Genomic DNA, 17,931 nt, shown 5'->3' on the forward strand with positions numbered 1-17,931 from the left:
CCATAATGATTAATTTTTAATCAATAAGGCCGTTTGTCCCTTTTTGTCCGGTTTGATGAACCCTTTTTTCTTTGGCAGCACCAGGTAGTCAGCCCCCACAACCTGTTTAAGCCACTGATAAGCGGGATGTCTGGCGGAAGTCACCAGCGACAGGCTCATTTGAGCGCTGCGATTTTCCATGTACGTGGGTTGATAGGCCACTTTGTCTATGGCAGTCACCCCGGCTTCTTTTTTTAAATGGAGGGACAGCAGACCGCTGGCACGGTTTTTCAAACTGCCTTGATTGGAAATGAAATTACCCAATGAGTAGGCAATAAACACCTTTTTCCCCTCCGCCGTGATGACCCACTCGAACGGTTGCACGCAATGGGGATGCGACCCCAGAACCGCCAGCGCACCCGCCATGGCAAACTCGCGCGCGAGCGCTTTTTGCGCCTTATTGGGCCGGGTTTGGTACTCCACTCCCCAGTGCGGGGTGACAATCACGGCATCCTTGGTTTTAGCAAGCTCGGCAATCAGTTCAAGCACTTGCGGCTTATCACGGTAACAGAGTAACACCTGGCGATGCCTGTCAGCGATGCCGTTCGTGTCTTGAGCGCAGGCTATCCAGGCAATCGACAGGGTGTTTTTAACAGTCACCGTATACCACGCTTCCTTGCTGTTTCGGGCTCGGGTACCGGCGTAAGCCATGTGATGCTCATTTAACGTGGCGATGGTCCGATCGATGCCCAGGCTTAAGCGATCCAGGGTATGGTTATTGGCGGTCGACAGGATATCAAAGCCGGATGATTTCAATGCCTTTACTAAATCGGGAGAATAATTAAACATGGGAAAGGAAGTATAAGCCCGGCGTTCATCTTTCGTCTCCTTGCCGGACATATCAATCATTCCTGCCGTCGGCCCTTCGAGATTGCCGTAGGTGATGTCGGCCTTTTTTAATTGGGGAATGGCCGCAGTCCATAAGGAATCAAACCCCTTCGACAATCCCTTTTTCTGTAAAGGGGCATGCAAAAGCACGTCACCCACGGCAATGATGTGCACGGTATCGGCACAGACAAGGGTACACAGCAACAGCCCAGTCACAACCGGCAGGATGGCAGGCATGGTTATCTCACTCGCGAAAGGTGTTATCCATAAACAAAAAATGTGCCAATTGCAATGTTTCACTCCACAGTTGCTGCGAACACGTTCTCAATTGTCGGCAGAGCCAGTACAATGGCTTATTCCGTTAAGGGAGCAATCCACCATGAATGCCATTTTTCATCTCGCTTTCCCCGTTCATGATTTCAACCAGGCTAAACGTTTTTACCAGCAGCAACTGGGTTTTGAGTTAGGGAGGGAATCAGCCCATGCGCTGATTTTTAAATTCGGCAATCATCAGATTGTCGGGCATAAAGTAGATGACCCGCTGCCGCTGCAAGCAGGTATTTACCCGCGTCATTTTGGGTTGATTTTTCTCGAGAGACGGGAGTTTGATCACTTTATCGGGCGCTTGAATCAACAGGCTGTCGCTTACGAGATTCCGCCCAAGATCCGCTTTCCAGGCACCACGATTGAGCACCACTCTTTTTTTCTTAGAGACCCCAGTAACAATTTATTGGAGTTTAAACATTATACTTACCCTTCCGCCATTTTTGCAGAAAAGGATGTTCATCAGGTTGGGGAAAGCCCATAAGCCTTTTACAGCACAGAACAATCAAACTGCTGTTCGTCCAAAGCGGCATCCGTACAGTAAAACTCGCATAGCGCCTGGCGGAAGCGTGCCGCCCGCGGCGGCAGGCCCTGCCGGCAATAGCGCAGGACCTGTTGATACACCGCCTCTTTAAAGCCCTGATAATCCGTTGGCGCCCCATTGAGGTTATCGAGGCTTAGACGGAAACGGCACCCGGCAGCCATTGATAAAATCCATTCCATGGCCTGCGGTTTGACTTCCACCTGCTGAAACAATTGCTGCTGCTCCTCATTACGTCCATCCGGAACATACCAATAACCAAAATCAACCTGCAAACGCCGCTCGGCGCCGGCAATTAACCAATGCGCACACTCATGCAGCGCACTGCTGAAAAAACCATGAGCAAAGACAATGGCATGCCATGGCCGCTCTTCGTCGGCTGGAAGATAAATGGGTTCCTCGTTCCCTTTGACCAATCGCGTATTATGGGATGCGGCGAAACAGTGATTAAATAACGTAATTAAGTCCTGATAATGATGCACTATCTTAAAACCAGAATAAAAGAATGATTTTATCTTGAAACAGAGGCTGCCTGTAGTCCTAACCAAGACTTTCCGACAAAAAGGTCAATAAATTTTGAACAGTGACGAAAAAGATGGAAATTCAGCGTGTTTTACAGCGTATGCACAGACTTATCCACAGATTTTGTGGATAAGCAGATTGTGCATAACTTACAAAAACCACAAAAAAACCTTATAAACACTGAGCGAATCAACAAAGATAAACGGAAATTAACAGATAAAACAGGGGAAAGCTTGAAAATTATCCACAGGCTCGATAAAGATAAAAATCCTGCAGGGGTGACCATATTAGCAAATAATTTTGAAAAATACAGTGTTATTTTAAAATTATTTTAAAATAACCGATGACACGCCATAACATGCACAGCGTCTCTCCATTCACTACACTCATAAAAAGAACCCCATACGGACACAGCGTGGATGTCTATACTACCCTTCATGCGTTAAAGCAGAATGAACAGGCTTCGGCCTGGCGTGAGGAAAGCATTTCCCGTAACAGTTGGTTACTTGTTGCAGCGCCTCATGGCGGCACCATTGAACCGTTTACTCAGGTGATTGCGCGGCAATTAGCTTACCCTCACTACAGTTTATTCCTCTTCGAAGGCTTGAGGCGGCCAGGGCGAGCCCTGCACGTGACGTCTACGCGCTTTCGCGCACCCGAACTCGCCCGCCTGCAACAGGACGCTCGCGTTACGCTGGCGATTCACGGGATGAAAGGACGCTTGCAGCGTCTGACGTTAACCGGGGGACTTAACACCTTGCTTCAGCGTCACCTCTGCGAGGCCCTGCAATCCGGAGGATTTGCAACCGGGTTGTGCGGCGGTTCTTTGTCGGGAATGAATCCCGACAATTTCATTAATCTTACCCCCGAGTACGGTGTGCAACTGGAAATTTCCCGCGGCGAGCGAGACGCCCTGCGTGAAGACCCGCAACGCTTTCACCATTACCTTGAACAACTTCGAAGGGGCATTGCGAACTACCAGGCCACCTGCCTGCATCACAGGCAGGCAATCCCATTAAACGCGCTTAAACACATCATGCCCGATAAAACGCGCCCCCGGACCCTGTGTCGCGATATGCGTTGATTGATGCGCCAGAATCGACGTGGTATCAATCATAGCCTTGCCCTGCTCAATGTTGCCGATGAAGGTCAGCACCGAACCGCAGGCAGGATAATCCACGCTGATGGTAATGGCATTTTTTACAATATAACCCACGACAGGCCGTTCACTGCCAATCGCCTCCTGGCATTCTTTGGATGCAACCGCTGTTTTGAAAGTCCCTGACAAGGTGTCTTTTGAGGTAAAATGCAAGGTTAATACTGAACCCCGCTCATTTTTGTAAGTTATGGTTTCACGGGCTGTCGATGCCGCGTCAGCACCGGCAGACAGGGTCACTAACACCGCGCAGGCTATGGCTTTACACTTCATGATATTCTCCGTAATGCGTTGTCAATCCGTCATTGACGAGGCGCACTATAACCAAATCACCGAAGCTTGTACAGGCTCAATCAGGGAGAAAGCAACTGATGAATCCAGGTGCCTTCGCTGTAGCTGAAACGGCTTACATCCGAGAGTTCATCAGTACGGTAACTGTAACAGTAAACGGTTTTTGGTCTGAAACGAAAACCGCAATAAAGCGGGCTGTGTGGAATTGGTTTATCCTTCAATTCCATCGTAAGGCGTTCTCTTTTTTGCTCGAGGACGTCTTTACTCGGGATAGGTTGCCCTGACGTGGGGGCGTAGCTTGAAAACCGTAACTGTGCTTCGCGCGCATTATTTTGCCAATACCAGGCAGTTTCCTCAGCCGACAGCCCCTGGACTTCCCCTTCAAAGCTTATCTGTCGCTGATGCAACTCAAACCAGAACGTTAACACCGCGTTAGGATTGGCCGTCAGTTCGTTGACTTTTCGGGTCCCTCTTTGAGTAAAAAACAACAGGCTGTCTTCGCTGATTTCGCGCAGAGCCACTACCCGCGCATGCGGTACCGGATGAGGCACAGAGGCAACGGTAGACAGCACGGCGTGCTGTGGATTGGCCGCTCCGGCATCCTTTTCTGCCAAAAGCCATTGCTTAAGGCAGGCAATGGGTGAAAGTACCTGACTCATCACGGAATCCCCGCTTCATCTGATGATTAACGGCGTCACTATAATCAACTCGCCAGGATTTGTACAGGCATGAAGAAAGCAAACGGATGGCACGGAGGATGGTCTCGAATCACTTACCCGAAGCCGCGATAAAAACCCGTTAAACACATTTTCATCCCCCCGTTTTTGGCATACTCTAACCACTCCAGTGATCCATCGGGAGGGATATGATGAAAGATGATAAAAGGGACAGTCGTGATAGCAAAGATAAAAAACCGACCCTCAATTATACCAAAACCTACAGCCAGTTCCCGAACTATGGGAATACCCCTTCGCCAGCCCGGACGGGAAAACTGAAAACGTACGACAGTAAACCGGCTTCCCCTGCTTTTTTAGCAAAGGACAATCAAAGCGAAGCGAAATCAGCGACGCTGAAAAGCAAATCCACGCCTCCCTTGCCGGGCAAAGAGGACAATGATAACCAGTCCATCCATGACACCCGGGTGATGAAATTACCGGAGGTGGACGAACTGCCAGCCAGTCCGTCATCCCTTGTCGCGATCCGGGATAGCGCACTGCTTGAAATCGATTTGCAGTGGCTTGGAAATCCCGATTCTTTTCGTAAACAAATCATCACCTGGCAGCAAAGCCAATTTAAAAACAGACTGTTTGAAATGATTTGCCTGTTGGGTGAGATGCTTAAAAACCCTGGCCAATACCTTTACTTCGTTGATCCATTCAGCAAACAGCACTACTCGCTGACCGATGACGCACCAGACAAGGCGGTTAAGCGGCATTATTCCTATTTTGGTATTTTAAACCAGTTGCATGCGCTTTTGCGGGACTGCCGTGAGGTGTGTGAAACCAATGCTTTGTTTGAACTTTCCCTAAATTCCGGGGGTAAAGAAACAACCCTTGAAGACGCCTTCAAAAGCCGCCCAGTGTTAAGTTTATTTGCTTATAAAGAGGCGCAAAACACAGCATTGCAGGCTTTTTTAGCTGCGATCCTCGCTAAGGAATCCTTGCAGAAGGATTTAACAAAGGCAAAAACTGCCTTGTTAAACACCCTGTCTGAAAAACAAAAGCAGGATACAACCCTCATGGACAAAACCGGTACGGAAGCCGCCAAAGTCGCCGTGTTGCTTAAGGCTTCGAGTGATCTGCTGGATATCTGCAACCGTCTGGACAGTTGCCCTAACCTAAACTCACTCGGCAAAATCAGGCATTTAACCGTGGTTCACCGACCGACGTCCACTGCCTCAGCCGAAGACGGCCATGGATTCATGGATTTATTGGGCTTCCTCAACAGCTCCAACATGCCGCACCTGGAAAGCCTTATTATTGAACACTATGACCCCCGGAACTACCTTGAACTGAGCAACCTGATTGCGGTTTTGGTGAAGAAAAACAGCTCACTTAAAATCATGATTAGCCATCATTTTCCTGAAAAAGACAAATGCTCTGTTTTCTCACCCTATCAGGACAAATACCCTGGCCTCTCGGTTAAACGGATTAATGTGCAGGCGACTATCGACGTTGAGAATACCTGCACCTTTTTCCCTGCGTCACCCTCGAATAAACGACGAAGCGCATCAGAACAATCCCCCTCGGTGCGCATTGACTATTCACCGAAATAACCTATAGCCGGAAAGATCGCTTTCCGGTAAGATCGGCGATTCTTAAACTGATCAACAGGTTAACTCAATGAGAAGGATTTTCGCTTTTTTACTTTATTTTTTAATTACCCAAAGCGTTGCCGCGTCGATTTTCTCAGCGGATGACATCAAAACCCTCAAAAAAAATTTTCTCGCCAACATCACCTCCGAGGGATCCATCATGGCGTCCCCGTCAAAAGCCAACCCGGATTATTATTATGACTGGACGCGTGATTCAGCCATTGCCATGGATTTCATTGAACATGTTTACGAAAGCAACCTCAACGCCAAAGACAAAACCCGCCTGCTGAATTACGTCAGCTGGGTAGAACGGGTTCAACACCAGACTGAGACGCTACCCGGGTTTGATATTCTCGGGGAACCCAAGTTTTACATGGACAGCCGCCCCTACCAGGGCCCATGGGGCAGACCGCAAAATGACGGTCCCGCCCTGAGGGCAATAACACTGATTCGTTTTGCCCAGGTATTACTGAACCATGACGAATCAGCCTATGTAAAAACCCATTTGTATAACCAGAGCCTGGATACGGCGAACATGGGCGCCATTAAAATTGATCTGGAATACACCGCCCACCATTGGCAGGACATGAACTATGATCTTTGGGAAGAAGTGTACGGTCATCATTTTTTTACAGCGATGTGCCAACGAAAAGCCCTCATCGAAGGCGCCAAGCTGGCCAGGGCACTCCATGATAATGAGGCGGCAGTCTATTATGAAGCACAGGCCCGCTTTATTGAACTGCGGCTTGGCGAGCATTTAGACTCTAAAAACATCCTCATCCAGGCGACGCTGCCGCCTCATTCAGGACCGCAGAAAACGCTGGAGCTTGATTCGGCGGTGATGTTGGGCGTGCTGTTGGCCAATACCCATGACGGCGTTTATGCTCCGGACAATCTGTATGTAAAAAACACAGCCGCAGCCTTAAAAAGACAGTATAGAGCGCTTTTCCCCATTAATGACAATCACTATCAAGCCGTCCTGTTCGGCCGCTACCCTGGCGATACTTATGATGGTTACCGCAATGACGGCGAAGGCAACCCCTGGTATATTCTGACAGCGACCATGGCGGAATATTACTACACCCTGGGCGACATGTTACCACTGACCCAAGCCAATGTGCCTCTGATTAAACAGTATTTCGAAGAGGGCAATGCTTACCTGAGTCTCGTTAAAGAGTATGCTGCGGATTTAAATTTAAGCGAACAAATCAACTTATACACCGGCAATCCGCAAGGCGCCAACTCGCTTACCTGGAGTTACGTAGCAACACTTCGGGCCATTACGCTGCAACAGAAGCTCGAAACCAAATTGGGTGAATTAACCTGATGGATGCCCGCCTGCGCGGGCAAGACCGGCTAAAGTGGGGGTACGGCATGCCTTGTCAGCCTCTGCCCCCGACAAGCCTCAGACGCCAAGAGGGATACCACATGCCCTGTTGTCAGACCTAACCTGCGAAAAACCCAACAAATCCTCCGTCATATAGTCAATGTGATTTCTTGCTTGCCTTCGCAGGCACGACAGACTTAAGCGGCGTTACCCCATGCCCTGTCAGGCGCTTACCTACGAGCTGAGCCTCTTTTGTCTTGCCCGCGCAGGCGGGCATCCATTTGTGTGGCTGTCTTCAAAATAACCTCTACTCTCCCCAGGGAGAAGGTTTTCACACAAAACGTTCAGGTATCAAGAAGAGTGTAAGGCCAGCAAATACGGAGATAACAAACTACAGCAGTTGTAACAGCTACAACAGCCGCTGCCCTTTTAAAAGCAGTGGCTGTCGTATTAATTAAACACGGCTTCCCCGGTATCATCCAGTGGCAGCGAAGCGGAAGATTGCGGTGCAGGTTTTCTGCCCAATTCACGCAGGGGTTTACCGCTTAGCAGGTAATCTTCAATGGACTCCAGGCTGATGTTTTTTGTTTCGGGCATAAAATAAATGGTGTACACCAGACCGAGAAAACAAATCACGGCATAAATGATAAAGGTGTATTCAATGCCAATGGCTTTATGCAGGAGGGGAAAGGTAAAAACCGTTAACGTGTTAAACGACCAATTGCTCATGGACGACAGCCCCATTCCTGCGCCGCGAACATACAGGGGGAAAATTTCAGCCATGGCGATATGCGGTACCGGACCAATGCTGATAGCAAATGAAAAAATATACACCGTCAGGCAGAGCACCGACAAATAGCCAAGCAACGAGACCTGATACAAGGAAAACACGCTAAGCGCTGCAAGGCTGATGCAAGCGCCGCTGAAGCCAATCAACAACAATTTGCGGCGGCCAATCCAGTCAACGCAGTAAATGGCGAGAACCGTCACCAGTAAATTAACAATGCCGATACCCATGGTGGCAAGAATCTGGCCCGTGGCATTGGTAAAACCCAGGTTTTTAAAAATTTCCGGTGCGAAATAAATAATGACATTAATACCGCTTAACTGCTGCAGACAGAATAAAATCATCCCCAATGACAAGACGGGCAGTAATGGTTTTCGAAACAGGGCCTTCCAGTTTTTTTCGGCCGGCTCGCGTTTGAGCGTGGTTTCGATGTGGGTTAGTTCCTCCGTAATGGACGCTTGCCGACGCAGCAGGCGCAGCGAACGCGCAGCAGCTTCGCGTCGGCCGACACTCAATAACCATCGCGGTGATTCGGGCAGGAATAGAATGCCTGCAAACAAGATGAATGCCGGTATGGCACTGGAAGCAAACATCGTCCGCCAGGCCTGATGTTCAATCAGCAGGTAATTGGCACTGTAGGCACAGACAATACCAATGGTAATGGCTAATTGATAAATGGCAACCATAGCGCCGCGTAAATTCACCGGCGCCGTTTCAGCTAAGTAAAGGGGTGTTGTGACTGAAGCAATACCAATCGCTAACCCAAGAACAAATCGCGACAAAATAAGCATCCAGGTAGCCGGAGCAAGCGCCGCACCCAGGGCGCCAATGAAAAAAAGTGCGCCGGCAAAGGACAATAACGAGCGTCGTCCCAAGCGTTTGACGTAACGCGTTCCCAGCAGAGCACCAATCAACATGGAGCCGAACAACGCACCAAACGGAAGTGCTGCGGCCATGGTCCCGACATGGGTGTGGGTGAGCGTAAAGTGATTTTTCAACAGGTCAAGCGATCCGGCAATAATGCCTTCATCATAACCAAAAAGAAATCCAGCGAGCGAGCCTATTATTGCGACTAACCATGCCATATTTTATCCTTAAAAAGTCCATGTTGTTTTTTTTTAATTTACTGCTGCAGGATGCGATGCTTTTTCCAAAGCAGTCGAGCACAAATCGGTAATGAGTGACCAGTTTTTTTGTTTAATTGCCTCATCAGGTACAACCCAGGAGCCGCCGACACACTCTACATTAGCCAGCGTCAGGTAGTCCAGATAATTCTTAGCATGAATACCGCCAGTAGGACAAAACCGCAGGTCGGGAAATGGGGCCGAAATGGCTTTCAGCATAGGAATACCCCCTGCCGCCTCTGCCGGAAAAAATTTAAAATGACTGTAGCCGCAATTCATCCCTTCCATCATTTCAGACACACTCGAAACACCGGGAATTAAGGGAACTTGACTCTGCAATCCTGCCTGCAGTAACTCGGTTGTTGATCCTGGACTAATGGCAAACTGTGCTCCGGCTTCGATGCATTGTTGTAATTGCCGACCATTCACCACCGTGCCTGCACCCACGCAGGCTTCAGCCAGGCGTTCTCTCAGTAAATCAATGGCTTTAAGCGCCACCGGCGTTCGTAAGGTAATTTCCAGCACCTTAATGCCGCCGTTTAATACGGCTTCAGCCAAGGGTAGCGCATCGGCAAGGTGATGGAGAACAACCACCGGAACGATTGGCCCCATTGCCAATACCGAAGCCGCCGATAACGTGTTAACAGAGGGCATAATTTTTTTCCATGATTTGTTTAAGATAGACGGCTGCACCTAACAACCCTGGCTGTTCAGTCGTCACGACAAAGGTCGCAATGTTGCGATTAAAGGCGGCAAAGCGTCCTTTGGCTTCAAAGCGGTGTCTGAACTCGCTTTCTGCCATCAGCGGCAATAGCCTGGGAACAATACCGCCAGCAATGTACACACCGCCAAAGGTACTGAGCGACAGGGCAAGATCACCGGCAAAGCTGCCCAGGCTGGCGAAGAATTGCAATACGGCAGCGCTGGCCAGCGGCGATTGTTGCGTTAGCGCCCTGTGCGCAATCTCTGCTGCGGTTAACGGTTCAACCGGTTGCTGGTGAAAAGCGGCAATGGCCAGATAAAGGTTTTCGAGGCCAGGTCCTGAAATAATCCGCTCGACGGACACATGGCCATAACGCGCATGCAAAAAACGCTGAATAAACCATTCCTGCTCGGTCTGCGCCGCCCAGCCGCCATGCCCTGCTTCGCCAGGCAAGGGGATGTAGCCTTCTGTTGCGCGAACTAAATGCGCCACACCAAGCCCTGTCCCCGCCCCCAGCACTACCTTGGGCTTGCTCTTATCCACCAGCCCGCATCCAATCTGCAATCGCTCGGTGGCCGGCAATACCGGCAGACTCATTGCTGTCGCCGTGAAATCATTAACCAGCTGCAATTGCTCGAATTGCAGCTGGTGTTTTAACTCCTGAATTGAAAATTGCCAGTCCAGATTGGTCATGCGGATGTGATCACAGGTTACCGGGCAGGCAATGGCAATCGCGGCGTGGCGTATATCCTGTAAATGCTGACTGGACTGATAATGCTTAAGGGCAGCATCGAGACCGGCAAATTGGGCACATGGAAAAACAGCGAGGCGATCAACCTGCAGGCTACGCAGATTCACACGGCTGAATCGGGCATTCGTTCCGCCAATATCCGCCACAATGGCGTAGGTATTCTGGTTAAGCATGAACATCGTCCTCGCTCACAAACAAACTGCAGGCACCCTCTTCGGCACCGGAGAAATGCCTTCTCAAGCTGCCGAACAGTTCACGTCCCATACCCTGATGGCAGGAAGATACCTCGTTTACCTGCAGCGGACGTGTGGCCAATTCCTCGTCACTGACCAACAACTGCAAAACCCCTTCGCGGCCGTCCACACGCAGGCGGTCGCCATTTTGAATTTTGGCAATCACACCCCCATCCATTGCCTCCGGGGTAACATGAATCGCCGCCGGTATTTTACCGGACGCGCCAGACATACGCCCATCAGTCACCAAGGCCACCCGATATCCCTTATCCTGCAGTACGCCAAGAATGGGCGTGAGCTTATGCAATTCCGGCATGCCGCAGGCTTTGGGACCCTGGAAGCGGACAACGACGACACAATCTTTGTTCAGTTCGCCTGCTTTAAACGCCGCTTCAAGTTCATGCTGGCTGGCAAAAACAGCAGCCGGGGCTTCAATCACCTCCTGATGGTCAGCCAGCGCAGAGGTTTTTATCACAGCCCGACCGAGATTGCCGTTTAAAACCTGCAATCCCCCCTGCGGTTTGAAGGGCTTTTCAGCCGAAGTTAATACTTGCTCATCAAGGGAATGCTTAACACCGCTGCCCCATTGCAGCTGATTGCCGTCAAGTAAGGGTTGCTCGGTGTAACGACCCAGGCCAAAACCAGCCACCGTTTCGACTTCCTCATGCAGCAAACCGGCATCCAGCAGAGTCCGAATGAAGTAAGCCATGCCGCCTGCCTGTTGAAAATGGTTAATATCAGCTTGACCATTGGGATAAATTTTGGCAATGAGCGGCGTTACGGTCGATAACTCAGCAAAATCGTCCCAATTGAGGACAAAGCCCGCGGCGCGCGCGATAGCAATGAGATGCATGGTATGGTTCGTGGAGCCGCCGGAAGCCAGCAGACCCACCACGCCATTGACCAGGACGGCGGCGGTTATCAATTTGCCTAAAGGAAGGTAGTCATCGCCCAAATCCGTTAACTGCACAACACGGCGGGCAGCAGCACGTGTTAATTCCTGACGCAGGGGCGTATTCGGATGAACAAACGAAGAGCCAGGCAACTGCAGCCCCATGAGCTCCATCACCAACTGATTGGAATTGGCGGTACCATAAAAAGTACAGGTCCCCGGGCTATGGTAGGACGCGGCTTCCACGTCCAGCAAAGCCTCTTCATTGACCAGTCCTTCCGCATACAACTGCCGTACTCGAGCCTTTTCCTTGTTGGCAATGCCGCTTGGCATGGGGCCTGCGGGTACAAAAAGAAAAGGCAGGTGTCCGAAAGCCAGCGCCGCCATCAACAGGCCGGGAACAATTTTATCGCAGATCCCAAGCAACAACCCTCCGTCAAACAGGTTGTGCGAAAGACTCACGGCCGTAGCCATGGCAATGACATCGCGGCTTAGAAGGCTTAACTCCATGCCTGGTTGTCCCTGCGTGACCCCGTCGCACATGGCCGGCACCCCGCCAGCAAATTGCGCCACGCCCCCTGCTTCACGGACCGCGAGCTTGATAAGCGAGGGGTAAGCCGCGTAAGGCTGATGGGCGGAGAGTAGATCATTATACGAAGACACGATGGCAATGTTGGGCTTCACCATGGCACGTATGTCGCCTTTGTCTTCGGGAGTGCAGGCGGCAAATCCATGGGCCAGGTTACCGCAATGCAGCGCTTTGCGCTGCGGGCCTTTCAGGCGTGCTGCCTCAAGGTGTTTTAAATAGTGTTCGCGGCTTTTCAGGCTTCGTTCGTTGATTCGGTCAGTGACCTGCTGAATGACTGGATGCATAACTCACCTCATTGCGCGGCAAACATCACTTGCACGTCCGTGCCAGGATGTTGCAGAAAAGCCCGAATCGGCATGGCAGTGGCTCTGTCTGAGGCCAAGGCCAGGTTAAGCACCGCCAGTTTGTTTTCACCGACTAGATGAAGATAAACATGCCGGCTTTTCAGCAGCCTGCTTTTACTCAGTGAAATCCGCGGATAAGGTGCTGTTTTCGGTACAATGCTTAAGACAATCAGGCGTTCATCATGAAGACCCGCCTCAATTTGTTCACTGCAGGGGAACAGCGACGCGGTGTGCCCGTCTTCGCCCATCCCCAGAATAACGATATCAAACACCGGCAAGGTCTTGAGGCGATCTTCAATGTCCAACAGGCGTTCGTCCTGTGTCGGTTTATCGCTATGGAGGCTGATAAACTGCGCATGGGCTGCCTGGTGCTTAAGAAGATAACTTCTCACCAGGGTTTCATTGCTGTCCGGATCCGTCGGTGCCACACAGCGTTCATCAGAGAGGGTGATAGTGACCTTCTGCCAATCCAGATCGGCCTGGGCTAAACGCTGGAATAATGCTTTGGGCGTACTTCCTCCGGAAACCACGAGATAAGCCTGTCCACGCGCCTGAATGGCCTGGTCAAGAATCCCGGTAATCTCGTTGACAAATTGCTCGTTTAATACGGTTGAATCATTAAAATGATTTAATTGCATCCTGTTAATCCCATTGATGTTGATGCCGCGCCAGCAGTGTTTGTGCCGCTTCAGGTCCTAATGAACCCGCGGAGTAAGTATGAAGCGGAGTCTGGATTTCTTCCCAGGCTTTAAGAATGCCATCGACCCATTGCCAGGCCTGCTCTACCTCGTCGCGTCGGACAAACAGGTACTGATGCCCCAGCATGGCTTCAAGCAACAGGCGTTCATACGCGTCGGCGATTCGCAGGGCTTCAAAGGTTTTATTAAAACTTAAATCCAGCTGGCTTTCTTTAAGCTGCATGGTTTCACCCAGGCCTGGTATTTTATTCATGATTTGAATTTCAACGCCCTCATCCGGCTGTAAGCGGATAATCAGTTTGTTGGCGTTTAACTCTGGGCAGGTGGCGGCAAAAATATTATGCGGTTGCGGTTTAAAATAAATCACCACTTCACTTTGTTTTTTTGCCATGCGTTTACCGGTACGCAGATAAAAGGGAACCCCTGACCATCGCCAATTATCGATGGCTACCTTCAGCGCGACAAAGGTTTCCGTCGTACTCGCAGCGCGCGCCCCCTCTTCCTGCAAATAACCGGGAACAGCACGGTGACGAAGAACGCCGCTGACGTATTGCCCTCGTACCGTGTTTTGCAGCGCATTCGTGTGATCGATGGGGCGTAAGGCCTTAAGCACTTTTAATTTTTCATCGCGGATGCTATCGGCATCAAGGCTCACCGGCGGCTCCATGGCAATCAATGACAGAATCTGCAACAAATGGTTCTGCACCATGTCCCGCATTTGACCGGCATCATCATAATAACCCCAGCGCCCCTCCACCCCGACTTCTTCAGCGACAGTGATTTGCACGTGATCGATGGCGGTACGATCCCAATTTGATGAAAAAATGAAATTGGCAAAACGCAGCACCAATAAATTTAATACGGTTTCCTTGCCAAGGTAATGATCAATACGATAAATCTGATTTTCATTAAAATAATGGGACACCTGGTCGTTTATCGTAATGGAACTCGCCCGATCATGGCCGATGGGCTTTTCCAGTACAATGCGCGCGGCTCCCTCAGCGAGCCCCACACTGGCCAAACCCTGGCTGATGGCCCCAAATAACGAAGGCGGCACGGCCAGATAACTGACGGGAATACCTTGCCCGGGAGATACGGCATCGAGAAGTTTTCGGTAATCCGCGGCCTGGCTTAAATCCATTTGCACATAGTGACTGCGTTGCTGCAACCGCTGCAACACGGTTTCATCGATTGATTCATCAACAAAACGTTCGAAATTGGTTTTTAAAAATTGGCCGTATTGATCATTGCTTAAGGCTTCGCGTGCACAACCAATCAGTCGCGTCTCTGCTGCCAGAAGATTTGCTTTTTCCAGTTGATACAGTGCAGGAAGCAGTTTGCGTCGGGCAAGATCACCCAAGGTGCCGAACAGGATCAAATCACAGGCGTTATGGTCGGTTGTCGTTGGCATCATGAACCCTGATTACACTCCTGATAATACAAGTTTCGGGGACAATAACCGCTTGTTCCTCCGCGGAATTGTCGGGATTGTACAATACTGGTGATTCGCGTCAACTGCTAAACCCCTGATTGGTGAATTTCATTTTGCAGTCTGTGTCATCCTTTAGTGCATGCAACAAAAAATGTGTAAAAAAATAGTTACTGATTCGTGAAAATAGGTACTATAGGGCGATTCAAAATCCAAGGAGAAACCATGATAACAGCGCAGGGTCTATTTAAGCCTAAATCGAACAAGAACAGCTCCAGTTACATTTATGCCATGCTTGATTGGGAAAAAGCACAAACCATCATTGCAAATAAAATGGACAAATTTTCGTCACCCTGGCTAATCCGGGAAAGCAGCGTCGACGGCCTTCTCTCCATCACTTACTATGATCCTGAGTCCAAAAAAATCACACACCATCGCCTGTGCTTTAACGGAACGCTATGGGACCATGCGCCTTCCGATCTCGATGCGGCCAAAACAGTCGCCATGCAATGCCAAAAAGTATCCAAAGACAATTTGAGTGAATCTGGCGGCGCGCTTTTAGCCACTTTTTTATCAGAACACGGTTACCATGCTGAGAATTTAATTTATCCGCCGGAGTCGCAGGCAACAAAAAACAAATTTTATACAGGTTATGATCTCAATACAATACAATACCAACCTTGAAGACCTTTATGACACTCAATGATCAGCGTAATGGATTGGCTTGTGCGTATACTTCACAAGCCAAACGGTGGCGCCGCCACAATCCGGATCAGCGACTTTGTGGGTCAGCACGGTAAAGTGATGCAGTGCCAGCAGGTATTGATATTCCGCCAGGCTTAATGAGGCATGGTAGAGATTCTGGCCGCCATTGTCGCTCCAGACCTCGCCTTCCGAAGATCCTGTCGTAAAAAGCAAGACACCGCCCACCTGGAGGTGATTTTCAAACACCTTGAACATAGCCCGCTGATCATCCGGCGGCAAATGAAAAAAACTGTGCCAGGCGAGAATGGCATCAAACGTTTCATCAAGTGCCAGCGTGCGCATGTCATCGACAATGAAACGTTGCTCAGGAAAACGCTGCCTTGCCAGTTCAACCATTTTTACTGACGCATCCACGCCGGTAATGGCAAACCCCTGTTCAATGAAATGGCGTGCGATGGGTTCGCCGGTTCCGCAGCCTAAATCCAGTATCTTTTTACTGCTGCGCCGTATTTCATCACACACCGCATCGAGGTAAGGTTTTTCAAAAAGGTCACGGCTGCGATGCGCGTCATACCAATCGACTATTTTATCGTAAGACTCATACACTTTGTCTTTACTGCTTTGTTCGCTCATAGAAACCCATTGCCTGCGCGCAATAGCGGAAGTATCTCGATTAAGGGTCTTTCCGGTAAGTTAATCAGCGGCTTGTTGCCATCGCCACTCGTTGAAAGCAGCATAATCAAACTGTTCACCCCGTGGCAGACCGCATCGGTGCGGACTGTGCGGGTGGTAAAATTGGTAATAAATCCGCCAATTGCCCGCTCAGGATTTTTAACATTGTACGAATTCTGCGGCGTATAGGCATTCTGCAGTAACCAACGGCTGGTCAGGATCATCGCCTCCCGGTAACGCTGGCATTGACTGCCGCCCTGTTGAGTGCAAAATTGATAAAGCACGCCCATGACTTCATTAATCCAGCCATTGCCGCTGGTTGTCATCGCGTCGAGGTAGCGTCCATTACTGTAAATGTCATTTTTATCCGTAATCTGCCGTGCCAGAATGGCTTTGGCAATGTCATCAATGGTTTGACGGTAGACCGGGTTGTTGTCTACTTTAGCCAGATCAATCAGCGACATCATCACCCAGCTTGAGGAAATGGAGTTGGCCGGCCGGTAATCATCACCGACGATGAAACCCTGTGTCTGTATTTGCTTTAAAAATTGCCCTGCAATTTTTAAAGCCCCCTGATGGTAACGTTGATCATGCGTAACCCCGTAGAGCCTTGAAAGGGCCGAAAGCACCTGACCAGAATAAAGGAAAGACTGTTTTTTACTGTCTTTCCATTGACCACTGGTACAACTGGCCACGGGCATCACCGTGCCGTCCTGATTGACGCGGGTCAACAACCAATCGCCGGCGTGTTTAGCGGCCGCGAGGTACTTGGGCTCATCGGGATAAAACTGGTTAAGTTCAAGCAGGGTAAAAATGGTTTTGGACGTGGTACCGACCACCACTCGACAGGATTTTTTTTGGGTTTCGGGATTGTAGCCATAGTAAAACCCTCCGGCATGAGGTCCCTCGTTTACCTGATTGGAAAGAATAAAATCAGCAATGGGTTTAAACTGCGCCGACAAGCGCTGATCCGGATGGGCACGATAAAGCATCAGCAGGGTGTATAAACTGGAGGAGGAGTAAATGGTGCGCAACAATTCCTGCTGTTTGTCTTTCCCTGCATTATAAAATTTGAAAAAACCATGCAATTGCGGGTGCATGGTTTTCAGTAAATACGCTTCGCTGTTTTTGATCTGCTCCTTCAGGGAGTCTGCAGTCATCGTGCGCACAGCCACACGGCTGCCGGTTAATTCAAGGCCCTTTTCGCCGTATTCAATAAAAGAATACCGGCGTGCAGGGTAATAATCAAAGGCCACTTTAAAGCGGTAATGATTTAATTCCGCTTCATTGAGGCGATCGGTCGGCTGCGGTTTCAGCGACATGTCCGTTGCTTTTTTTAACACTTCCGCAAGACTTGATCCATGGCTTGTCCCTTCGCCGACCTTGTTGCCCAGATGATAAAGACTGACATGAACACTCCAGTCGGATTTTTGGTAGGAGTTGTTCCAGGTCGCATCCAGCGTCTGCAGGTTCTGCAAAGGAGTCTGCTTGATTTGATTGATGGCAATACCGCGCACGTAGCTGATGATTTCATCACGAAAAGCCTGATTATCAACCATCGGAACAAAGGGTTTGCTGGCATGACGCATACTGTAAGACAAAGCGGGCTGCGGCAACAAGCAGGCCGGCAATAGCAGAGTAGCGAGCAATTTGCGCATGGTA

At 49.9% G+C, this 17,931-nt stretch carries 18 protein-coding genes; 6 read left to right on the forward strand and 12 right to left on the reverse strand.

Going from position 1 to position 17,931, the window contains the following annotated elements; all coding sequences use genetic code 11:
• Window positions 1-9: 9 nt before the first annotated feature.
• Window positions 10-1,104 (reverse strand): CapA family protein, encoded by a 1,095-nt coding sequence (locus tag DYE45_RS08915; protein ID WP_108292683.1) that lies wholly within the window; start codon window positions 1,102-1,104, stop codon window positions 10-12.
• Here DYE45_RS08915 and DYE45_RS08920 point away from each other — a divergent pair.
• Window positions 1,103-1,675: a VOC family protein gene (locus DYE45_RS08920; RefSeq protein WP_242602694.1), complete on the forward strand. Its 573-nt coding sequence runs from the start codon at window positions 1,103-1,105 to the stop codon at window positions 1,673-1,675. The two genes, DYE45_RS08915 and DYE45_RS08920, sit on opposite strands and share 2 nt — an antisense overlap.
• Before the next feature lie 5 nt (window positions 1,676-1,680).
• Here DYE45_RS08920 and DYE45_RS08925 read toward each other — a convergent pair whose 3' ends face one another.
• Complete coding sequence (locus DYE45_RS08925; RefSeq protein ID WP_115300790.1) at window positions 1,681-2,214, reverse strand: elongation factor P hydroxylase; 534 nt, start codon at window positions 2,212-2,214, stop codon at window positions 1,681-1,683.
• Window positions 2,215-2,379: 165 nt separating this feature from the next.
• On the opposite strand from DYE45_RS08925, the gene DYE45_RS08930 reads away from it, so the two are divergent.
• A complete protein-coding gene (locus tag DYE45_RS08930; protein WP_133138188.1) occupies window positions 2,380-2,589 on the forward strand; it encodes a hypothetical protein in 210 nt (69 codons plus the stop codon).
• An 80-nt stretch (window positions 2,590-2,669) separates the two neighbouring features.
• Window positions 2,670-3,338 carry a poly-gamma-glutamate hydrolase family protein gene (locus DYE45_RS08935; protein ID WP_160160708.1) on the forward strand — a complete coding sequence of 223 codons (669 nt, stop codon included), beginning with the start codon at window positions 2,670-2,672 and terminating at the stop codon, window positions 3,336-3,338.
• Here DYE45_RS08935 and DYE45_RS08940 read toward each other — a convergent pair.
• Complete coding sequence (locus DYE45_RS08940; protein WP_108292691.1) at window positions 3,270-3,683, reverse strand: avidin/streptavidin family protein; 414 nt, start codon at window positions 3,681-3,683, stop codon at window positions 3,270-3,272. The genes DYE45_RS08935 and DYE45_RS08940 overlap by 69 nt on opposite strands.
• A gap of 80 nt (window positions 3,684-3,763) precedes the next feature.
• Window positions 3,764-4,360 (reverse strand): pyridoxine/pyridoxamine 5'-phosphate oxidase, encoded by a 597-nt coding sequence (locus DYE45_RS08945; protein ID WP_115300792.1) that lies wholly within the window; start codon window positions 4,358-4,360, stop codon window positions 3,764-3,766.
• A 206-nt stretch (window positions 4,361-4,566) separates the two neighbouring features.
• Between DYE45_RS08945 and DYE45_RS08950 the strand changes: the two genes are divergently transcribed.
• A complete protein-coding gene (locus DYE45_RS08950) occupies window positions 4,567-5,976 on the forward strand; it encodes a hypothetical protein (RefSeq protein WP_133138187.1) in 1,410 nt (469 codons plus the stop codon).
• Window positions 5,977-6,043: 67 nt separating this feature from the next.
• Complete coding sequence (locus DYE45_RS08955; protein ID WP_108292697.1) at window positions 6,044-7,342, forward strand: glycoside hydrolase family 15 protein; 1,299 nt, start codon at window positions 6,044-6,046, stop codon at window positions 7,340-7,342.
• Window positions 7,343-7,792: 450 nt separating this feature from the next.
• Here the strand turns inward: DYE45_RS08955 and DYE45_RS08960 are convergent, their stop codons facing one another.
• Genes DYE45_RS08960 through zwf form a run of 6 tightly spaced genes read right to left on the reverse strand, consistent with a single transcriptional unit; the run spans window position 7,793 to window position 14,877 of the window.
• A complete protein-coding gene (locus DYE45_RS08960; RefSeq protein ID WP_115300793.1) occupies window positions 7,793-9,214 on the reverse strand; it encodes a sugar porter family MFS transporter in 1,422 nt (473 codons plus the stop codon).
• A gap of 33 nt (window positions 9,215-9,247) precedes the next feature.
• The gene (locus DYE45_RS08965) at window positions 9,248-9,907 is read right to left on the reverse strand and encodes a bifunctional 4-hydroxy-2-oxoglutarate aldolase/2-dehydro-3-deoxy-phosphogluconate aldolase (protein ID WP_108292701.1); all 660 of its coding nucleotides are present in this window, start codon (window positions 9,905-9,907) and stop codon (window positions 9,248-9,250) included.
• Window positions 9,894-10,886 (reverse strand): glucokinase, encoded by a 993-nt coding sequence (gene glk, locus DYE45_RS08970; RefSeq protein ID WP_370447868.1) that lies wholly within the window; start codon window positions 10,884-10,886, stop codon window positions 9,894-9,896. Before glk ends, DYE45_RS08965 begins: the two co-directional genes overlap by 14 nt.
• A complete protein-coding gene (gene edd / locus DYE45_RS08975) occupies window positions 10,873-12,705 on the reverse strand; it encodes a phosphogluconate dehydratase (protein ID WP_108292705.1) in 1,833 nt (610 codons plus the stop codon). Before edd ends, glk begins: the two co-directional genes overlap by 14 nt.
• Window positions 12,706-12,713: 8 nt before the next feature.
• On the reverse strand, window positions 12,714-13,403 hold the full coding sequence (gene pgl, locus DYE45_RS08980) for a 6-phosphogluconolactonase (protein WP_115300794.1): 690 nt from the start codon (window positions 13,401-13,403) through the stop codon (window positions 12,714-12,716).
• A gap of 4 nt (window positions 13,404-13,407) precedes the next feature.
• Window positions 13,408-14,877, reverse strand: a complete 1,470-nt coding sequence (gene zwf, locus DYE45_RS08985; RefSeq protein WP_218563731.1) for a glucose-6-phosphate dehydrogenase — start codon at window positions 14,875-14,877, stop codon at window positions 13,408-13,410.
• Between the two features lie 240 nt (window positions 14,878-15,117).
• Between zwf and DYE45_RS08990 the strand changes: the two genes are divergently transcribed.
• The gene (locus tag DYE45_RS08990; protein WP_108292709.1) at window positions 15,118-15,576 is read left to right on the forward strand and encodes a hypothetical protein; all 459 of its coding nucleotides are present in this window, start codon (window positions 15,118-15,120) and stop codon (window positions 15,574-15,576) included.
• Window positions 15,577-15,591: 15 nt separating this feature from the next.
• On the opposite strand, the gene DYE45_RS08995 is transcribed toward DYE45_RS08990, so the two are convergent.
• The gene (locus tag DYE45_RS08995; RefSeq protein ID WP_108292711.1) at window positions 15,592-16,230 is read right to left on the reverse strand and encodes a class I SAM-dependent methyltransferase; all 639 of its coding nucleotides are present in this window, start codon (window positions 16,228-16,230) and stop codon (window positions 15,592-15,594) included.
• Entirely contained in the window at window positions 16,227-17,927 is a 1,701-nt protein-coding gene (locus DYE45_RS14910; RefSeq protein ID WP_242602693.1) for a glycoside hydrolase family protein, read from the reverse strand. Before DYE45_RS14910 ends, DYE45_RS08995 begins: the two co-directional genes overlap by 4 nt.
• Between the last annotated feature and the right edge of the window lie 4 nt (window positions 17,928-17,931).

It is taken from the genome of Legionella taurinensis (assembly GCF_900452865.1).
GTDB lineage: Bacteria > Pseudomonadota > Gammaproteobacteria > Legionellales > Legionellaceae > Legionella_C > Legionella_C taurinensis.

What these genes read in the sequence shown, in the direction of transcription:
- DYE45_RS14910 (WP_242602693.1), bottom strand. Translation starts at nt 17,927, where the DNA reads ATGCGCAAATTGCTCGCTACTCTGCTATTGCCGGCCTGCTTGTTGCCG.
- DYE45_RS08960 (WP_115300793.1), bottom strand. Translation starts at nt 9,214, where the DNA reads ATGGCATGGTTAGTCGCAATAATAGGCTCGCTCGCTGGATTTCTTTTT.
- DYE45_RS08995 (WP_108292711.1), bottom strand. Translation starts at nt 16,230, where the DNA reads ATGAGCGAACAAAGCAGTAAAGACAAAGTGTATGAGTCTTACGATAAA.
- DYE45_RS08990 (WP_108292709.1), top strand. Translation starts at nt 15,118, where the DNA reads ATGATAACAGCGCAGGGTCTATTTAAGCCTAAATCGAACAAGAACAGC.
- DYE45_RS08945 (WP_115300792.1), bottom strand. Translation starts at nt 4,360, where the DNA reads ATGAGTCAGGTACTTTCACCCATTGCCTGCCTTAAGCAATGGCTTTTG.
- DYE45_RS08965 (WP_108292701.1), bottom strand. Translation starts at nt 9,907, where the DNA reads ATGCCCTCTGTTAACACGTTATCGGCGGCTTCGGTATTGGCAATGGGG.
- edd (WP_108292705.1), bottom strand. Translation starts at nt 12,705, where the DNA reads ATGCATCCAGTCATTCAGCAGGTCACTGACCGAATCAACGAACGAAGC.
- DYE45_RS08915 (WP_108292683.1), bottom strand. Translation starts at nt 1,104, where the DNA reads ATGCCTGCCATCCTGCCGGTTGTGACTGGGCTGTTGCTGTGTACCCTT.
- zwf (WP_218563731.1), bottom strand. Translation starts at nt 14,877, where the DNA reads ATGATGCCAACGACAACCGACCATAACGCCTGTGATTTGATCCTGTTC.
- DYE45_RS08950 (WP_133138187.1), top strand. Translation starts at nt 4,567, where the DNA reads ATGATGAAAGATGATAAAAGGGACAGTCGTGATAGCAAAGATAAAAAA.
- pgl (WP_115300794.1), bottom strand. Translation starts at nt 13,403, where the DNA reads ATGCAATTAAATCATTTTAATGATTCAACCGTATTAAACGAGCAATTT.
- glk (WP_370447868.1), bottom strand. Translation starts at nt 10,886, where the DNA reads ATGTTCATGCTTAACCAGAATACCTACGCCATTGTGGCGGATATTGGC.
- DYE45_RS08955 (WP_108292697.1), top strand. Translation starts at nt 6,044, where the DNA reads ATGAGAAGGATTTTCGCTTTTTTACTTTATTTTTTAATTACCCAAAGC.
- DYE45_RS08940 (WP_108292691.1), bottom strand. Translation starts at nt 3,683, where the DNA reads ATGAAGTGTAAAGCCATAGCCTGCGCGGTGTTAGTGACCCTGTCTGCC.
- DYE45_RS08920 (WP_242602694.1), top strand. Translation starts at nt 1,103, where the DNA reads ATGGTTATCTCACTCGCGAAAGGTGTTATCCATAAACAAAAAATGTGC.